15 protein-coding genes are annotated in these 15,395 nt (G+C 72.6%); 10 read left to right on the top strand and 5 right to left on the bottom strand.

Going from position 1 to position 15,395, the window contains the following annotated elements; all coding sequences use genetic code 11:
* Positions 1–78 precede the first annotated feature (78 nt).
* Genes cobM through cobC form a run of 6 tightly spaced genes read left to right on the top strand, consistent with a single transcriptional unit; the run spans position 79 to position 6,492 of the window.
* Positions 79–897, top strand: a complete 819-nt coding sequence (gene cobM / locus OG933_RS33190) for a precorrin-4 C(11)-methyltransferase (protein ID WP_054239231.1) — start codon at positions 79–81, stop codon at positions 895–897.
* On the top strand, positions 894–2,174 hold the full coding sequence (gene cbiE, locus OG933_RS33185; RefSeq protein WP_362520777.1) for a precorrin-6y C5,15-methyltransferase (decarboxylating) subunit CbiE: 1,281 nt from the start codon (positions 894–896) through the stop codon (positions 2,172–2,174). The genes cobM and cbiE overlap by 4 nt, the downstream gene beginning before the upstream one ends.
* Positions 2,171–3,880, top strand: coding sequence for a precorrin-3B C(17)-methyltransferase (gene cobJ / locus OG933_RS33180; protein WP_405630536.1), 1,710 nt, complete (start codon positions 2,171–2,173; stop codon positions 3,878–3,880). Before cbiE ends, cobJ begins: the two co-directional genes overlap by 4 nt.
* Positions 3,877–4,479 carry a precorrin-8X methylmutase gene (locus OG933_RS33175; RefSeq protein ID WP_362520772.1) on the top strand — a complete coding sequence of 201 codons (603 nt, stop codon included), beginning with the start codon at positions 3,877–3,879 and terminating at the stop codon, positions 4,477–4,479. The genes cobJ and OG933_RS33175 overlap by 4 nt, the downstream gene beginning before the upstream one ends.
* Entirely contained in the window at positions 4,476–5,405 is a 930-nt protein-coding gene (locus tag OG933_RS33170) for a sirohydrochlorin chelatase (RefSeq protein WP_020130453.1), read from the top strand. The genes OG933_RS33175 and OG933_RS33170 overlap by 4 nt, the downstream gene beginning before the upstream one ends.
* The gene (gene cobC, locus OG933_RS33165; protein WP_362570449.1) at positions 5,395–6,492 is read left to right on the top strand and encodes an Rv2231c family pyridoxal phosphate-dependent protein CobC; all 1,098 of its coding nucleotides are present in this window, start codon (positions 5,395–5,397) and stop codon (positions 6,490–6,492) included. The genes OG933_RS33170 and cobC overlap by 11 nt, the downstream gene beginning before the upstream one ends.
* A 67-nt stretch (positions 6,493–6,559) precedes the next feature.
* Here the strand turns inward: cobC and OG933_RS33160 are convergent, their stop codons facing one another.
* The 5 genes from OG933_RS33160 to OG933_RS33140 all read right to left on the bottom strand — a co-directional run bounded on the left by OG933_RS33160 (position 6,560) and on the right by OG933_RS33140 (position 11,330).
* Positions 6,560–7,561 (bottom strand): SCO1860 family LAETG-anchored protein, encoded by a 1,002-nt coding sequence (locus tag OG933_RS33160; protein ID WP_405630531.1) that lies wholly within the window; start codon positions 7,559–7,561, stop codon positions 6,560–6,562.
* 166 nt (positions 7,562–7,727) lie between these two features.
* Positions 7,728–8,819 (bottom strand): amidohydrolase family protein, encoded by a 1,092-nt coding sequence (locus tag OG933_RS33155; protein WP_362520764.1) that lies wholly within the window; start codon positions 8,817–8,819, stop codon positions 7,728–7,730.
* Between the two features lie 21 nt (positions 8,820–8,840).
* The gene (locus OG933_RS33150; protein WP_405630527.1) at positions 8,841–9,632 is read right to left on the bottom strand and encodes an amino acid ABC transporter ATP-binding protein; all 792 of its coding nucleotides are present in this window, start codon (positions 9,630–9,632) and stop codon (positions 8,841–8,843) included.
* Entirely contained in the window at positions 9,629–10,462 is an 834-nt protein-coding gene (locus OG933_RS33145) for an amino acid ABC transporter permease (protein ID WP_020130458.1), read from the bottom strand. Before OG933_RS33145 ends, OG933_RS33150 begins: the two co-directional genes overlap by 4 nt.
* 4 nt (positions 10,463–10,466) lie before the next feature.
* A complete protein-coding gene (locus tag OG933_RS33140; RefSeq protein WP_020130459.1) occupies positions 10,467–11,330 on the bottom strand; it encodes a transporter substrate-binding domain-containing protein in 864 nt (287 codons plus the stop codon).
* Between the two features lie 183 nt (positions 11,331–11,513).
* Here OG933_RS33140 and OG933_RS33135 point away from each other — a divergent pair, with 183 nt between their 5' ends.
* The 4 genes from OG933_RS33135 (at position 11,514) to ectB (ending at position 15,381) form a co-directional block, all read left to right on the top strand.
* Positions 11,514–12,614: a pyridoxal-phosphate-dependent aminotransferase family protein gene (locus OG933_RS33135; protein ID WP_405630524.1), complete on the top strand. Its 1,101-nt coding sequence runs from the start codon at positions 11,514–11,516 to the stop codon at positions 12,612–12,614.
* Between the two features lie 114 nt (positions 12,615–12,728).
* Positions 12,729–13,256 (top strand): DinB family protein, encoded by a 528-nt coding sequence (locus tag OG933_RS33130; RefSeq protein WP_142269683.1) that lies wholly within the window; start codon positions 12,729–12,731, stop codon positions 13,254–13,256.
* Between the two features lie 270 nt (positions 13,257–13,526).
* On the top strand, positions 13,527–14,033 hold the full coding sequence (gene ectA / locus OG933_RS33125; RefSeq protein WP_405630521.1) for a diaminobutyrate acetyltransferase: 507 nt from the start codon (positions 13,527–13,529) through the stop codon (positions 14,031–14,033).
* Between the two features lie 76 nt (positions 14,034–14,109).
* Positions 14,110–15,381: a diaminobutyrate--2-oxoglutarate transaminase gene (gene ectB, locus OG933_RS33120; RefSeq protein ID WP_054239220.1), complete on the top strand. Its 1,272-nt coding sequence runs from the start codon at positions 14,110–14,112 to the stop codon at positions 15,379–15,381.
* The last annotated feature ends 14 nt before the right edge of the window (positions 15,382–15,395 follow it).

The raw sequence follows: 15,395 nt of genomic DNA, 5'->3' as shown, positions 1-15,395 counted from the left end.
GCACATCCGCGCCACCCGCCGATCCCGCAAATCAGCGGTAATGCACACACAACGCCCGCGATGAGAGGACCCGAACCCATGGCCGATGCCCCCACCGGCAAGGTGACCTTCGTCGGTGCCGGCCCCGGCGCCGCCGACCTGCTGACGTTCCGCGCCGCGCGTGCCATCGCCGACGCCGACGTCGTGATCTGGGCCGCGAGCCTGGTCCAGGCGGAGGTTCTCGAGCACGCGCGCGAGGGCGCGGAGATCCTCGACTCGGCGACCATGTCCCTGGAGGACGTCGTCGCCGTGTACGAGCGGGCCCGCCGGGAGGGGCTGAAGGTCGCCCGCATCCACTCCGGCGACCCCGCCCTCTGGGGCGGTACGCAGGAGCAGCTCGACCGGTGCGAGGAGATCGGCGTCGAGACCGAGATCGTGCCCGGGGTGTCCTCCTTCTCGGCCGTCGCCGCGCTCGCCCGGCGTGAGCTGACGATCCCCGAGGTCGCGCAGTCGGTCGTCCTCACCCGGCTCGGCGGCGGCAAGACGCCGATGCCGCCCGGCGAGGAGGTGCGGGAGTTCGCGAAGCACGGCACGACCATGGCGATCTTCCTGTCGGCCGCGCGCAGCGGTCAGCTGGTGCGGGAGCTGCTGGAGGGCGGCTACCCGACCGCCACCCCGGTGGTCATCGCCTACCAGGCGACCTGGCCGGAGGAGCTGGTCGTGAAGTGCACGATCGAGACGCTGGAGGAGACCGTCAAGGAGCACAAGCTCTGGAAGCACACCCTCTTCCTGGTCGGCCCGGCCCTCGACGCGCACGGCACCCGCTCGCACCTGTACCACCCCGGTCACTTCCACGGCTATCGCAAGGCCGACCCGGAGGCCCGCCGGGCGCTGCGGACCCGGGGTGCCAGTACGTGAACCGACCGATCACCGGCCGACCGATCACCGTCGTCGGCACGGGCACCGGGACGGCGCCCGGCGGGGAGGTCCTCGCCGGCGCCGAGCTCGTCGTGGGCGGGCGGCGCCATCTGGACGCCGCGGGGCTGCCCGCGTCCGTCGAGCGGATCGTGCTCGGTCCGCTCGCGCCGGCCCTCGACGCCATGGAGGAGTACGTCGCAAAGGACCGGCGCGTGGTCGTGCTGGCCTCCGGTGACCCCGGCTTCTTCGGGATCGTGCGGGCGCTGGCCGAACGGTTCGGGGCGCACCGGCTGGACGTCCGGCCCGGTGTGTCCTCCGTGGCCACCGCCTTCGCGCGGCTCGGACTGACCTGGGACGACGCCGTCGTCGTGAGCGCGCACGGGCGCGATCCGCGGACGGCCGTCAACGTCTGCCGGGCCCATCCGAAGGTCGCCGTCCTGACCGGACCTGGCGCCGGACCCGCCGAGCTGGGCGCCGCGCTCGCGCGCAGCGCGCCCGGACGGGTGCTCGTCGTGGCCTGCGCGCTGGGCGACCCGGCGGGCGAGCGGGTGGAGCGCGTCTCCCCCGGCGAGGCCGCCGGACGTGACTGGGGTACGGCGGTGAGTGTCGTCCTGTGCCTGGACGAGGCGCGCACGCTCGGTCCGGTACGGACGCTGGCCGGGCCCGGGGTCCGGCCCGCCGGATGGGCGCTGGACGAGGGCGACTTCGCCCACCGCGACTCGATGATCACCAAGTTCGAGGTGCGGGCGCTGGCCCTGGCCCGGCTCGGACCGCGCTCCGGCGACCTGGTCTGGGACGTGGGCTCGGGGTCGGGGTCCGTGGCCGTGGAGTGCGCGCGGCTCGGCGCCGCCGTCAGCGCCGTCGAGAAGGCGGCGGACGGGGTCGCCCGGATCCGCGCCAACGCCGAGGCGCACGGCGTCGACGTGCACGTGGTGCACGGCAGCGCGCCCGACGCGCTGGCCGGACTCGACGATCCCGACGCCGTGTTCGTCGGCGGCGGCGGGCGCGAGCTGCCCGGCATCGTCGGCAGGTGCGCGCGGCGGGCCCGGCGGACCGTGGTCGTCGCGATGGCCGCGCTGGACCGGGTCCCGGCGGTGCGCGCCGCGCTCGGCGACGCCGGGTTCGACTGCGACGGTGTGCTGCTGCACTCCTCACGGCTCGCGCCGCTGCCGGGTGACGTGACCCGGCTGGCCGCGACCAATCCCGTTTTCCTGCTGTGGGGTGTCAAGGACGCCGTCGGCGCGCACCCTGTCCATCGAGAAGGAGTAGCCCTGTGATCGGCCTCATTTCCGCCACCGCGGCGGGGGCGGCGGCGCGCGGCCGGCTGGCCGCGGCCTGGCCGGACCGCACGCGCGTGTACGACGGCCCGGTCGGGGACGCCGTCCGGCGGGCGTTCGCCGAGTGCGAGCAGCTCGTGTGCTTCCTGGCGACCGGGGCGGTCGTCCGCCTGGTCGCGCCCCTGCTGTCCGACAAGACGTCCGACCCGGGTGTGGTGTGTGTCGACGAGGCCGGGCGGTTCGCCGTCCCGGTGGTCGGCGGGCATGCCGGCGGCGCCAACGAACTCGCGCTGGCCGTCGGTGAGTTGCTGGGTGCGCAGCCGGTGGTGACCACGGCCACGGACGCCGTCGGCATCCCCGGTCTCGACACGCTGGGCCTTCCCGTGGAGGGCGATGTGGCCGGCGTGACGCGGGCCCTGCTGGACGGCGAGCCGGTCGCGCTGGCCGCCGAGGTGGCGTGGCCGCTGCCGCCGGTGCCGTTCGCGGAGCGGGGTTCGTACACCGTGCGGCTGACGGACCGTGCGATCGAGCCCGGGTCCGGGGAGGTGCTGCTGCGTCCGCCGTCCCTCGTCGTCGGTGTCGGCGCGTCCAGGGGCGCCCCGGTCGACGAGGTGCTCGACCTGGTCGAGGGCGTGCTGCGGGAGGCGGGGCTGTCCGTCCGGAGTCTCGCCGAGCTCGCCACCGTCGACGCCAAGCGGTACGAGCCGGGCATCGTCGGGGCCGCCCGGCGGCTCGGCGTGCCCGTGGTGACGTACTCCGCCGAGGAGCTGGCGGGTGTCGAGGTGCCGAACCCGTCCGACGCGCCGCTCGCCGCCGTCGGCACACCGTCCGTGGCGGAGGCGGCGGCCCTGATCGGCGGGGGCGAACTCCTCGTCCCCAAACGGAAGTCGGAGCGCGTGGACGAGCGGCCCGCGATGGCCACCTGTGCCGTCGTACGGCGCCCCGGGCGCGGGCGGCTCGCGGTCGTCGGACTCGGGCCGGGCGCCCGGGACCTGCTCACACCGCGGGCGAAGGCGGAGCTGCGGCGCGCCTCGGTGCTCGTCGGCCTCGACCAGTACGTCGACCAGATCCGCGACCTGCTGCGGCCCGGCACCCGGATCCTGGAGTCGGGGCTCGGCGCCGAGGAGGAGCGGGCCCGGACGGCCGTCGAGGAGGCCCGGCGCGGGCAGAGCGTGGCGCTGATCGGCAGCGGGGACGCGGGCGTGTACGCGATGGCCTCCCCCGCGCTCGCCGAGGCGTCCGACGACATCGACGTGGTCGGGGTGCCGGGGGTGACCGCCGCGCTCGCGGCCGGTGCGATCCTCGGCGCTCCGCTGGGCCACGACCATGTGTCGATCAGCCTGTCCGATCTGCACACGCCGTGGGAGGTCATCGAGCGGCGGGTGCGGGCGGCGGCCGAGGCGGACATCGTCGTCACCTTCTACAACCCCCGTTCCCGGGGCCGCGACTGGCAGCTCCCCAAGGCGCTCTCGATCCTCGCCGAGCACCGGGAGCCGACGACACCGGTGGGTGTCGTGCGCAACGCCTCGCGCCCGGACGGCACCGCGCGGCTGACGACGCTCTCGGAACTCGACCCGGCCTGGGTCGACATGATGACGGTCGTGACCGTGGGCAACACGGCGACCCGGAACATCGCGGGGCGCATGGTGACGCCGCGCGGCTACCGCTGGCAGGAGACCTCGCAGGAGCAGGAGGGCGCCCGGTGAACCGTGTGATCCACCCGATCGAGCAGGAGTCCTACCGGCGGCTGCGTGCCCGCCTGGACACCTCGCACTTCCCGCCGCTGACCCGGGCGGTGGTGGAGCGGGTCGTCCACTCCGCCGCCGACCTGGAGTACGCGAGCGATCTCGTCATGGACGAGGGCGAGTTGGCGAAGGCGCACGCCGCCCTGCACGCCGGAGCGCCCGTCGTCGTGGACGTGGAGATGGTCGCGGCCGGGATCACCCGCCGCGACACCGTCTGCCGGCTCAAGGACGCCGAGTCCGGGCCGGGGCTGACCCGTTCGGCGCACGCCGTACGGCTCGCGTACGAGCAGGTCGGCCCGGGGGCCCTCTGGGTGATCGGCAACGCGCCGACCGCGCTGGAGGAACTGCTCACCCTGGACGCCGCCCCGGTGCTCGTCATCGGCCTGCCCGTCGGTTTCGTCGGCGCGGTCGAGTCCAAGGCCGCGCTCCGCGAGAGCGGGCTGCCCGCCGTGAGCAACGTGTCCGAGAAGGGCGGGTCGGCGGTCGCCTCCGCCGCGCTCAACGCCCTGCTGTACCACCCTGTTCCACAGCCCGATTCGCAGTCCGAGGAGAAATCGTGACCACCCCGCCGCCCGCCCTGCTCATCGCCGGCCATGGCACCCGGGACGAGGCCGGAGCCGAGGCGTTCCGCGACTTCGTACGGGAGTTGGGCCGCCGCCATCCCGAACTGCCCGTCGCGGGCGGTTTCATCGAGCTGTCCCCGCCGCCGCTGGGCGAGGCGGTGACGGAGCTGGTGGAGCGTGGCGTACGACGGTTCGCCGCCGTTCCGCTGATGCTGGTGTCCGCCGGGCACGCCAAGGGCGACATCCCCGCGGCGCTGTCCCGCGAGAAGGAGCGGCACCCGGGGATCTCCTACACGTACGGGCGTCCGCTGGGCCCGCACCCGGCGCTGCTGCAGGTGCTGGAGCGCCGGCTGGACGAGGCGCTGGGCACCGGGGGGCGCACCCCCGAGGACCTGGCCGACGTGACCGTGCTGCTGGTCGGGCGCGGTTCGACGGACCCGGACGCCAACGCCGAGGTGTACAAGGCGGCGCGGCTGCTGTGGGAGGGACGCGGGTACGCGGGTGTGGAGACCGCGTTCGTGTCGCTGGCCGCGCCGGACGTGCCGAGCGGGCTCGACCGGTGCGTGCGGCTGGGGGCGAAGCGGATCGTCGTGCTCCCCTACTTCCTGTTCACCGGGATCCTCCCCGAGCGGGTCCGGCACCAGACCGAGGGCTGGGCGGCCGCGCATCCGGAGGTCGAGGTGCGGTCGGCGGACGTCATCGGTCCCGAGCCGGAGCTGCTCGACCTGGTGATGGAGCGGTACGAGGAGGCCGTCAAGGGCGACCTGCGGATGAACTGCGACTCGTGCGTGTACCGGATTGCGCTGCCGGGCTTCGAGGACAAGGTGGGGACGCCTCAGCAGCCGCACTTCCACCCGGACGACGAGGGCCACCACCACGACGGCCACCACCATCACGGCCACGCGCACTCCCATGCGCACTGAGGGACCCGCCGAGGGACCCGCCGAGGGTCACTCCGGCGGCCACGACCTGCGCCATCACGGGGACGCCGAGGTGCGCGACGACGGCTCGGCGCTCGTCGACCTCGCGGTGAACGTCCGCGCGGACACCCCGCCGCGCTGGCTGCGGGAGCGGGTCGCCGCGTCCCTGGGCGGCCTGGCGGCCTACCCGGACGGGCGGGCCGCGCGGGCGGCGGTCGCGGCGCGGCACGGGCTGCCCGTCGAGCGGGTGCTGCTGACGGCGGGCGCGGCGGAGGCGTTCGTGCTGCTGGCACGGGCCCTGAAGGTGCGGCGGCCCGTCGTCGTGCACCCGCAGTTCACGGAGCCGGAGGCGGCGCTGCGGGACGCGGGGCACAGCGTGGACCGGGTGGTGCTGCGCGCCGAGGACGGCTTCCGGCTGGATCCGGCGGCCGTCCCGGAGACGGCGGACCTGGTGGTCATCGGCAATCCGACGAACCCCACGTCGGTGCTGCACCCGGCGGAGACGATCCGGCGGCTGGCCCGGCCCGGACGGACGCTGGTGGTCGACGAGGCGTTCATGGACGCGGTGCCGGGCGAGCGGGAGGCCCTCGCCGGGCACACGGACGTGCCCGGCCTGGTGGTGCTGCGCAGTTTGACCAAGACCTGGGGGCTGGCCGGGCTGCGGATCGGCTACCTGCTCGCCGCGCCGGAGACCGTCGCCGACCTGGAGCGGGCCCAGCCGCTGTGGCCGGTGTCCACGCCGGCGCTGGTGGCGGCCGAGGCGTGCATGGGGGCGCAGGCACTGGCGGAGGCCGCCCACGCCGCCCACCGCGTCGCCGCGGACCGGGCGCACCTCGTGGCCGGTCTGGAGGAGTTCGCCGTCGAGGGGGTGCGGGTCGTGGGGCCTGCGGAGGGCCCGTTCGTCCTGGTGCGGCTGCCCGGGGCCGACGCCGTCCGCCGGCGGCTGCGCACCCTGGGGTTCGCGGTCCGGCGCGGGGACACCTTCCCGGGGCTGGACGAGGAGTGGCTGCGGCTGGCGGTACGGAACCGGGCGACGGTGAACCGTTTCCTCCAGGCGCTGGACCAGGCGTTGGCCCTGACCCGGGGATGACGCACGGGGGTACGGACCCGGGCGGGACGTCCCGGATCCGTACCCCCGTGCTTCGTGCTCCGTCCGGTCAGCCGCGGCGGCGGGCCAGTACCACCGCTCCCCCGCCCGCCGCCAGCAGCGCCACCGCGCCGCCCGCGATGTACGGGGTCGTCGAGCTGCCGCCGGTCTGCGCCAGGTCGGCCTGGGCGGGCGCGCCCTGGGCCTTGACGTCACCGGCCGGGGCGGCGCTCGGCCCGGCGGCCTGCTCCTGCCCCCGGTCCCGCGCCTCGCCCTGGTCCTGCGCCTCGCCCTGGTCGTCTGCCTGGCCCTGGCCCTCGCCCTGTTCCTGCTCCCGCTTCTGCCCTGCGGGGGCTTCGCAGGTGGCCTTCGCGAGGGTCAGGGTGCCTGTCACCTCGGCGACGTTGAGGCTCAACGGATTGACGGAGACGGTGAGTTCGAGGGCGGTGGCGGCGGCCGTGCGAGAGGTGGTCCCGCGCTTCGACAGGTCCAGGCGGACTTCGCCCACGCCCGGTACCTTCACGTCCGTCGTGCCGCCGGTGCTGACCGACACCTTCTTGCCCAGGACCGTCACCGAGCCGAGCAGGTTGGAGACGGCGACCGGCGTCCTGCCCGCCTCGCAGGTCGCCCTGGAGGTGACCGTGCCGACCTCGATGAGGGACAGCAGCGGGAGGCCGGGGACGTGCAGCTTGGCGTGGGCGAGGCGGGTGGAGGCCTCGGCCCTGGTGCCGTCGACGGTCGCCTTCGCCTCGGCGACGTCCGCGCGCAGGACGCTGAAGGGCTTTCCGCCTCCGACGCCGTTCAACTCGGCCGACAGCGCGGTCTTCTCGGCGCTGTGCGGAGCCTGCACCTCGTTGAGGGAGACGGCGAGCGGGATGTCGACGGTCTTGTTGAGCAGGGCCACGTCGAGGCCGGTGCGCAGGACGGACGCGCTCGCCCTGCCCTGGCCGGACGTCGCGTGGGCGGTACCCGCGCCGGCCAGGGCCGCGGGACCTGCGGCCAGGGCCGTGACCGCGACGACGGTGGCGGCGCGCCGGGCGCGTGCGGGCAGCGGGAAGTTGTTGCCGTTCAAGGGTGGGACCCCCAGAAGAGAAATGCTTCGGGACCCCGCAAGAATTACGTACGAGGGGTGAACGGTCAGCAGGGTGACGCGAGTTCACTCCAACGTGAGTTTTCCGTGCGTGTCTTCGAATCCATCGGCACGCACGTTCTCCCCAACCGTCCGCGGCACGGCGCTCTCAGCTCACCACCGTGCCGTTGAGTACCACCCGGCGCGGTGCCGCGAGCACCCGGACGTCGGCGCGCGGGTCGCTCTCGTAGACCACCAGGTCCGCCGGAGCGCCCTCGACCAGACCGGGGCGCCCGAGCCACTCGCGCGCGCCCCAGGTGGTCGCCGAGAGCGCCGCCAGCGGCGGGATGCCCGCCGTCACCAGTTCCGCGACCTCCGCGGCCACCAGACCGTGCGGCAGCGTGCCGCCGGCGTCCGTGCCGACGAAGACCGGGATGCCGGCGTCGTAGGCGGAGCGGACGGTGTCGTAACGGCGTTCGTGGAGCCGGCGCATATGGGCCGACCAGCGCGGGAACCTGGACTCGCCGCCGGCCGCGAGGTCCGGGAAGGTGGCGATGTTGACGAGGGTCGGCACGATCGCCACGCCTCGGGACGCGAACAGCGGGATCAGCTCGTCGGTCAGGCCCGTCGCGTGCTCGACACAGTCGATGCCCGACTCCACGAGGTCGCGCAGCGAGTTCTCGGCGAAGCAGTGCGCCGTCACCCGCGCGCCCAGGCGATGGGCCTCCGCGATGGCCGCCTCGGCCGCCTCCCGCGGCCAGCTGGGCGCCAGGTCGCCCACCTCGCGGTCGATCCAGTCGCCGACCAGCTTCACCCAGCCGTCGCCGCGCCGGGCCTCCCGCGCGACGTACGCGACCAGATCCTCGGGCTCGATCTCGTGCGCGTAGCCGCGGATGTAGCGGCGGGTGCGGGCGATGTGCCGGCCCGCCCGGATGATCTTCGGGAGGTCCTCGCGGTCGTCGACCCAGCGGGTGTCCGAGGGCGAGCCCGCGTCGCGGATCAGCAGGGCGCCCGCCTCGCGGTCGGTCAGCGCCTGCTTCTCGGCGACGTCCGTGTCGACGGGGCCGTGCGCGCCCAGACCCACATGGCAGTGGGCGTCGACCAGGCCGGGCAGCGCCCAGCCCTCGACCGTCCGCACGTCGCGGGCGCCGACGGGACGGTCGTAGGAGATCCGGCCGTCGACGACCCACAACCCGTCGCGGACATCGTCGGGCCCGGCAAGGACCCGGCCCTTCACGTGCAGCACCGAGTGATCGCTCATGCACCGCACCTTAGTGACCGACTAGTCGCCCTCGCCCAGCCGGTCGGAGGTCTCCTCCTCGACCTGGGCCATCGCCGGGTCGAGGAGGCGGGAGAGGAAGTGACGGGTGCGCTCGTGGCTGGGTTTCCCGATGACCTCGGCCGGGGTGCCGTCCTCCACGATCACCCCGCCGTCCATGAAGACGACCCGGTCGGCGACCTCGCGGGCGAAGGTCATCTCGTGGGTGACGACCATCATCGTCATGCCCTCGTCGGCCAGCATCCGCATGACCGCGAGGACGTCGCCGACCAGCTCCGGGTCGAGCGCCGACGTCGGCTCGTCGAACAGCATCACCTCGGGCCCCATGGCCAGCGCGCGGGCGATCGCGACGCGCTGCTGCTGGCCGCCGGAGAGGGAGGCGGGGTAGGCGTCCGCCTTCTCCGACAGACCCACCCGCTCCAGGTTCTCGGCGGCCACCTTCGCCGCCGCCGCCTTGCCGCGCCGGAGCACCCGGCGCTGCGGCAGCGTGAGGTTCTCGGTCACCGACAGGTGCGGGAAGAGGTTGAACTGCTGGAAGACCATCCCGATACGGCGACGGACGGCGTCGATGTCGACGTCGGGGTCGGTGAGTTCGGTGCCGCCCACGAAGACCTGGCCCTTGGTGGGCTCCTCCAGCAGGTTCACACAGCGCAGCAGCGTCGACTTGCCGGAGCCGGACGGGCCGATCACGCAGACGACCTCGCCCTGGCCGATCTCCAGGTCGATGCCGCGCAGCACCTCGTTGGTGCCGAACGACTTGTGCAGGTCGCGGACTTCGATCTCCGGTCGGCTCATTTCACGGCCTCCTGGGCCTTGGCCTCCATGCGCCGCACGACGAAGCCGAGCGGGATGGTCACCAGCAGGTAGCACAGGCCGGCGACCAGGATGGGCGTGGAGTTGGCGGTCGTGCTGGCCAGGTCACGGCCGTACTTGGACAGTTCGCGCTCCTCCAGCGTCACCCCGAGGAGCAGCACCAGGGAGGAGTCCTTGAAGAGCATGATCAGCTCGTTGGTGAGCGGCGGGAGGATGATCCGGAACGCCTGCGGGATGATGACCGAGACCATCGCGCGGGCGGGCGAGAAGCCCAGCGACCGGGCCGCCTCCAGCTGCCCCTTGGGCACGGCCTGGATGCCCGCGCGGAACGTCTCCGCCATGTACGCGGCCCCGATCAGGCCGAGCCCGAGGGCCGCCTTGCCGTAGGTGCCGCCGACGATCTCCGTGCCGGGGAAGGCCAGCGGCACGGCCACGCCGATGAAGACGAAGATCAGCAGGGCGGGCAGACCGCGGAAGATCTCGATGTAGACACCGGCCAGCCAGCGGTACGGGCCCACGGAGGACAGCCGCATCAGGGCGATGACCAGCCCGAGCACCAGGCCGAGGACGAAGCCGGACACCGTGTACAGCACGGTGTTCTTCAACGCCAGCGTGATGACGTCCGGGAACATCTCCTTCGCGATGTCCCACTGGGCGAACTGGTTCTTCAGCCGGCCCCAGTCCGCCGTGACCGCGAAGACGATCACGGCGGCGACGAAGACGACGTACTGCGCGCCGCGCGAGAGGCTGCGCTTCTGCCGCCGGGTCAGGCCCTTCTTCTTCGGTTGGAGTCGTACGTCGCTGTCGGCCATGGGGTCAGGAGGCCGAGGCGGCGGCCGACGGGGAAGCGGCCGACTCGTCGTACGGACCGATCCACTTCTCGTACAGCTTCTTGTAGGTGCCGTCGGCCTTCGCGTCCGCCAGCGCCTTGTTGATCGCGGCGACCAGCTTGGTGTTGCCCTTCTTCACCGTGAAGCCGTACTGCTCGCCGGTGTTGAGGTTGTCGACGACCTTGAAGGCGTCGGCGTTGGCCTTGTCCTTCAGCCAGCCCTGGACGACCGGGAAGTCGATGATGACGGCCTTGACCTGGCCGGTGCGCAGACCGTTGAGGACGGCGTCGGAGGACTCGAAGGAGACCGGGTCGAAGCCCTGCTTCTTGGCGTAGTCCTCGCCGGTGGTCTGCGCCTGGGCGCCGAGCTTGACGTCCTTGGACTTCACGTCGGCGAGCGAGGTGACGCCCGCGCCCTTGTCGACCAGGACGGCCTGGGTGGCCTCGAAGTACGGGTCGGAGAAGTCGACGTTCTTCTTGCGCTCGTCGGTGATGGTCATGCCGGCCGCGGCCAGGTCGCACTCGCCGGAGTTGAGGAACGCGCCGGTCTTGAAGTTCTCGAACGGCGTGTCGAGGATCTCCTGCTTCACGCCCAGGTTCTTGGCGGCCAGGTCGATCAGGGCCACGTCGAAGCCCTGCACCTTGCCGTCGATCTCCGACTGGAAGGGCGGGTACGGCAGGTGGGTGCAGGTGGTGAGCTGGCCCGCCTTGACGAGCTCGACCCCGCCGGCGGCGGTCTTGGAGCCGCTGCCGCCGTCATCGGTGGAGGTGCAGGCGGCGACGAGCATCAGCCCGGCCGTCACGGTGGTGGCGGCCAGGACGCGGGTCCGGCGGCCGGGGAGGGTGTTCACGGCGGGCCTTCCTGTAAGGGAACTGTGGGTTCCGATTATAAGGAGATGTTTGAGGCTCTCAAATCAAACCGATGGTCACCGGGCCGTGCGGCCTGCGAAGTGACCGGTGGGGAGGGCGGGAAGGGTGGGGGGCGTGCCGGTTAGTCTCGTCACCTCTACCCAGTGAGTGAAGAGAGCACCGCCGTGACACACCCGTTCCTGGATCTTGCCCCGCTGACCGCCGCACATTTCGCCTCGATCGAGGACCGTGTGGCGCGGCTGCTGGACACCCGGCAGGACGTCGTGATCATGCAGGGCGAGGCGCTGCTGCCGCTGGAGGGCGCGATCCGCGGTACGGCCGGTCCGGGCACGACCGCACTCAACGTGATCACCGGCCCGTACGGGCAGACCTTCGGGGACTGGCTGCGGGACTGCGGTGCCACGGTGATCGACCTGGCGGTGCCCTTCCACACGGCGGTGACGGCCGCGCAGATCCGGCAGGCGTTCGCCGAGCACCCCGGGATCGACTTCGTGTCGCTGGTGCACGCGGAGGCGGCGACCGGCAACACCAACCCGGTCGCGGAGATCGGCGAGGTGGTGCGTGAGCACGGCGCGCTGTTCTACCTGGACGCGGTCGCCTCGATCGGCGCGGAGCCGGTGCTGCCGGACGCGTGGGGCGTGGACCTGTGTGTGATCGGCGCACAGAAGGCGATGGGCGGCCCGGCGGGCGTGTCGGCGGTGTCGGTGAGCGAGCGGGCGTGGGCGCGGATGGCCGCGAACCCGAGGGCGCCGCGCCGGTCGTACCTGTCCCTGCTGGACTGGAAGGAGCGCTGGGTCGACGGCGGTCGCAAGGCGCTGCTGCACGCGCCGGCGCAGCTGGAGATGCTGGCGCTGGAGGCGTGTGTCGAGCGGATCGAGGCGGAGCGGCCGCAGACGGTGATGGCCCGGCACGCGTCCGCCGCCGCCGCGACGCGCGCCGGCGCGCTGGCACTGGGCGGCGGGCTGGAGCCGTACGTGCGCGACGCGGCGGAGGCGGCGCCCGTCGCCACGACGCTGCGCACGCCGTCGGCAGTGGTGGCCTCGGAGCTGGTGGCACGGGCGCTGGCGAGCGACCCCGAGCTGCCGCTGGCCGCGGGCGGGGGCGCGCTGGCCGCGGAGATGATCCGGGTCAACCACTACGGGGGCGACGCGACCGTCGGCGTGGTGCAGGGGTGTCTGGCGGCGCTGGGCGCCGCGCTGGCGGAGAAGGGTCTGGACGTCGATCTGGAAGGGGCCCGGCGGGCCGTGGAGGGCGCCTGGCGGTAGGCGCCGCGGGTTCGCCGCCGGTCCGCCGCCGGTTCGCCGTCGGTTCGCCGTCGGTTCGCCGTCGGCCGGACCGACGAAGTCCCGGTGTCGGTGCCGCCTGTCATGCTGCCCCGCATGACCTCCGACACTCCCCTCATCCTCCCCGACGGCCGCCCCGTGCCCCTGCTGACCGGTGACGAACTCCCCATGCTGGAGAGCTGGTTGGCATTCCACCGGGCCACGCTCGAGCTGAAGTGCGCGGGGCTGGACGACGAGCAGCTGCGGCAACCGGCGGCCGAGCCGTCCGAGTTGACCCTGCTCGGTCTCGTCCAGCATCTCGCCGAGGTCGAACGCAACTGGTTCCAGCGGGCGTTCGCCGGGCTGGACGTGCCGCCCGTCTTCGAGGAGGGGACCGGGTACGCCCTCGACCCCGGGCGGGGCCTCGACGAGGCGCTGACCGCGTGGCGGCGGGAGATCGCACGCGGACGTGAGCTGATCGCCGGGCGGCCGCTCGAGGCGACCGGGCGGATCGCCGACGGGCCGATGGCCGGGCTCGAGATCAGCCTGCGCTGGGTGCTGATCCACATGATCGAGGAGTACGCCCGGCACAACGGCCACGCGGACATTCTCCGGGAGCATATCGACGGGGTTACCGGAGCCTGAATTCAAGGTAATTCGAGAATTCCCGTCGGTTCCTTTCCCTGCCTTCTTCTCGGCGATAGCTTTCCTGAGTTCTTCTGCCCCGATTCCCCGTACCTAAACGCGGGGAATTTCGGGCAGGTTTCGAGTGCGTGACGCATTGCACAAGCGGAGCGATATGCCCTTTTTGCGGGGTGCAAAAGCGGACGAAAGGGCGACCTGTCCCAGCGGCATCACGGAATCACCACGGCCTCTCCATGCGTTATTGAATTTCCCTGGGTAAGTTCAATCCGCATGACTGCCGCACAAGCAGACCTACGTATCGACAGCCCGTCGGTGGAAGACGGCGCAGCGCTCTGGCGTCTCGCGAAGGAATCCGGGACGCTCGACCTGAACTCGTCCTACAGCTATCTGCTGTGGTGCCGCGACTTCGCCGCCACCTCGGCGGTGGCCCGCGCGGAGGGCGGCGAGCCGGTCGGGTTCGTCACCGGGTACGTCCGGCCACAGGACCCGCAGACCCTGCTGGTCTGGCAGGTGGCCGTCGACGCCGCGCACCGTGGTCGCGGCCTCGCCGCCGCCCTGCTGGACGGGCTGACCGCACGGGTCGCCGCCGAACGCCCGCTCACCGCCGTGGAGACCACGATCACGCCGGGCAACACCGCCTCCGAGCGGCTGTTCACCTCGTTCGCCGACCGGCACGGGGCGACCGTCACCCGTGAGGTGCTGTTCGACGCCGGTCTGTTCCCCGACGGCCCGCACGACCCCGAGGTCCTGTACCGGATCGGCCCCCTCGTCTTCTGACCCGCCCGCCCCGCCTCCGCCCGTCCCGCCTCCGCCCGCCTCTCCTTCCGACCCCCACTCCGAGGAGCGTTTCGTCGTGACCATCACCCAGCCCGACCTCAGCGTGTTCGAGACCCTCGAGTCCGAGGTGCGCAGCTACTGCCGCAGCTGGCCCGCGGTCTTCGACCGCGCGCAGGGCAGCCGTATGTACGACGAGGACGGTCACCGCTACCTGGACTTCTTCGCCGGTGCCGGATCCCTCAACTACGGCCACAACAACCCGGTGCTGAAACGGGCGTTGGTCGACTATCTGATGCGGGACGGCGTCACGCACGGGCTCGACATGTCGACGGTGGCCAAGCGGACCTTCCTGCAGACCTTCCAGGATCTGGTGCTGCGGCCGCGTGACCTGCCCTACAAGGTCATGTTCCCGGGCCCAACCGGCACCAACGCCGTGGAGTCGGCCCTGAAGCTGGCGCGGAAGGTGAAGGGACGCGAGGCCATCGTGTCGTTCACCAACGCCTTCCACGGGATGTCCCTCGGGTCGCTCGCCGTGACCGGCAACGCCTTCAAGCGGGCCGGTGCCGGGGTACCGCTGGTGCACGGCACGCCCATGCCGTTCGACAACTACTTCGAGGGCCAGGTCCCCGACTTCCTGTGGTTCGAGCGGCTGCTCGAGGACCAGGGGTCCGGGCTCAACAAGCCCGCCGCCGTGATCGTCGAGACCGTGCAGGGCGAGGGCGGCATCAACGTCGCGCGTCCGGAGTGGCTGCGGGCGCTCAAGGACCTGTGCGAGCGCCAGGACATGCTGCTGATCGTCGACGACATCCAGATGGGATGCGGGCGCACCGGGGCCTTCTTCTCCTTCGAGGAGGCCGGGATCGTCCCGGACATCGTGACCGTCTCCAAGTCGATCAGCGGCTACGGACTGCCCATGTCGCTCTGCCTGTTCAAGCCCGAGCTGGACGTGTGGGAGCCGGGTGAGCACAACGGCACCTTCCGCGGCAACAACCCGGCCTTCGTCACCGCCACCGCCGCCCTCGAGACGTACTGGGCCGACGGGTCCGCGATGGAGAAGCAGACCCGGGCACGGGGCGAGCAGATCGAGCAGGGGCTCATCTCGATCACCGAGGAGAACCTCTCCGACGTCAAGGAGTACCGGGGCCGCGGTCTGGTGTGGGGCCTGGAGTTCCACGAGAAGGCGCGGGCCGGGCGGGTCGCCAAGCGAGCGTTCGAGCTCGGGCTGCTGATCGAGACGTCGGGTCCGGAGAGCGAGGTCGTCAAACTGCTGCCGGCCCTGACCATCACCCCCGAGGAACTGGACGAGGGCCTCAGCGTCATCGCCCGCGCCGTACGGGAGACCGTCTGACGCCCTCGGGCACC

The organism is Streptomyces sp. NBC_00016 (assembly GCF_045040885.1).
Classification (GTDB): domain Bacteria; phylum Actinomycetota; class Actinomycetes; order Streptomycetales; family Streptomycetaceae; genus Streptomyces; species Streptomyces coriariae.
The sequence above is the reverse complement of the archived record's forward strand: the minus strand, read 5'-3'. Positions and strand labels throughout refer to the sequence as shown.

Excerpts from the sequence above, each read along its gene's own strand:
- ectA (WP_405630521.1), top strand. The coding sequence starts at position 13,527 with ATGACTGCCGCACAAGCAGACCTACGTATCGACAGCCCGTCGGTGGAA.
- OG933_RS33130 (WP_142269683.1), top strand. The coding sequence starts at position 12,729 with ATGACCTCCGACACTCCCCTCATCCTCCCCGACGGCCGCCCCGTGCCC.
- OG933_RS33145 (WP_020130458.1), bottom strand. The coding sequence starts at position 10,462 with ATGGCCGACAGCGACGTACGACTCCAACCGAAGAAGAAGGGCCTGACC.
- OG933_RS33155 (WP_362520764.1), bottom strand. The coding sequence starts at position 8,819 with ATGAGCGATCACTCGGTGCTGCACGTGAAGGGCCGGGTCCTTGCCGGG.
- OG933_RS33150 (WP_405630527.1), bottom strand. The coding sequence starts at position 9,632 with ATGAGCCGACCGGAGATCGAAGTCCGCGACCTGCACAAGTCGTTCGGC.
- cobM (WP_054239231.1), top strand. The coding sequence starts at position 79 with ATGGCCGATGCCCCCACCGGCAAGGTGACCTTCGTCGGTGCCGGCCCC.
- cobC (WP_362570449.1), top strand. The coding sequence starts at position 5,395 with ATGCGCACTGAGGGACCCGCCGAGGGACCCGCCGAGGGTCACTCCGGC.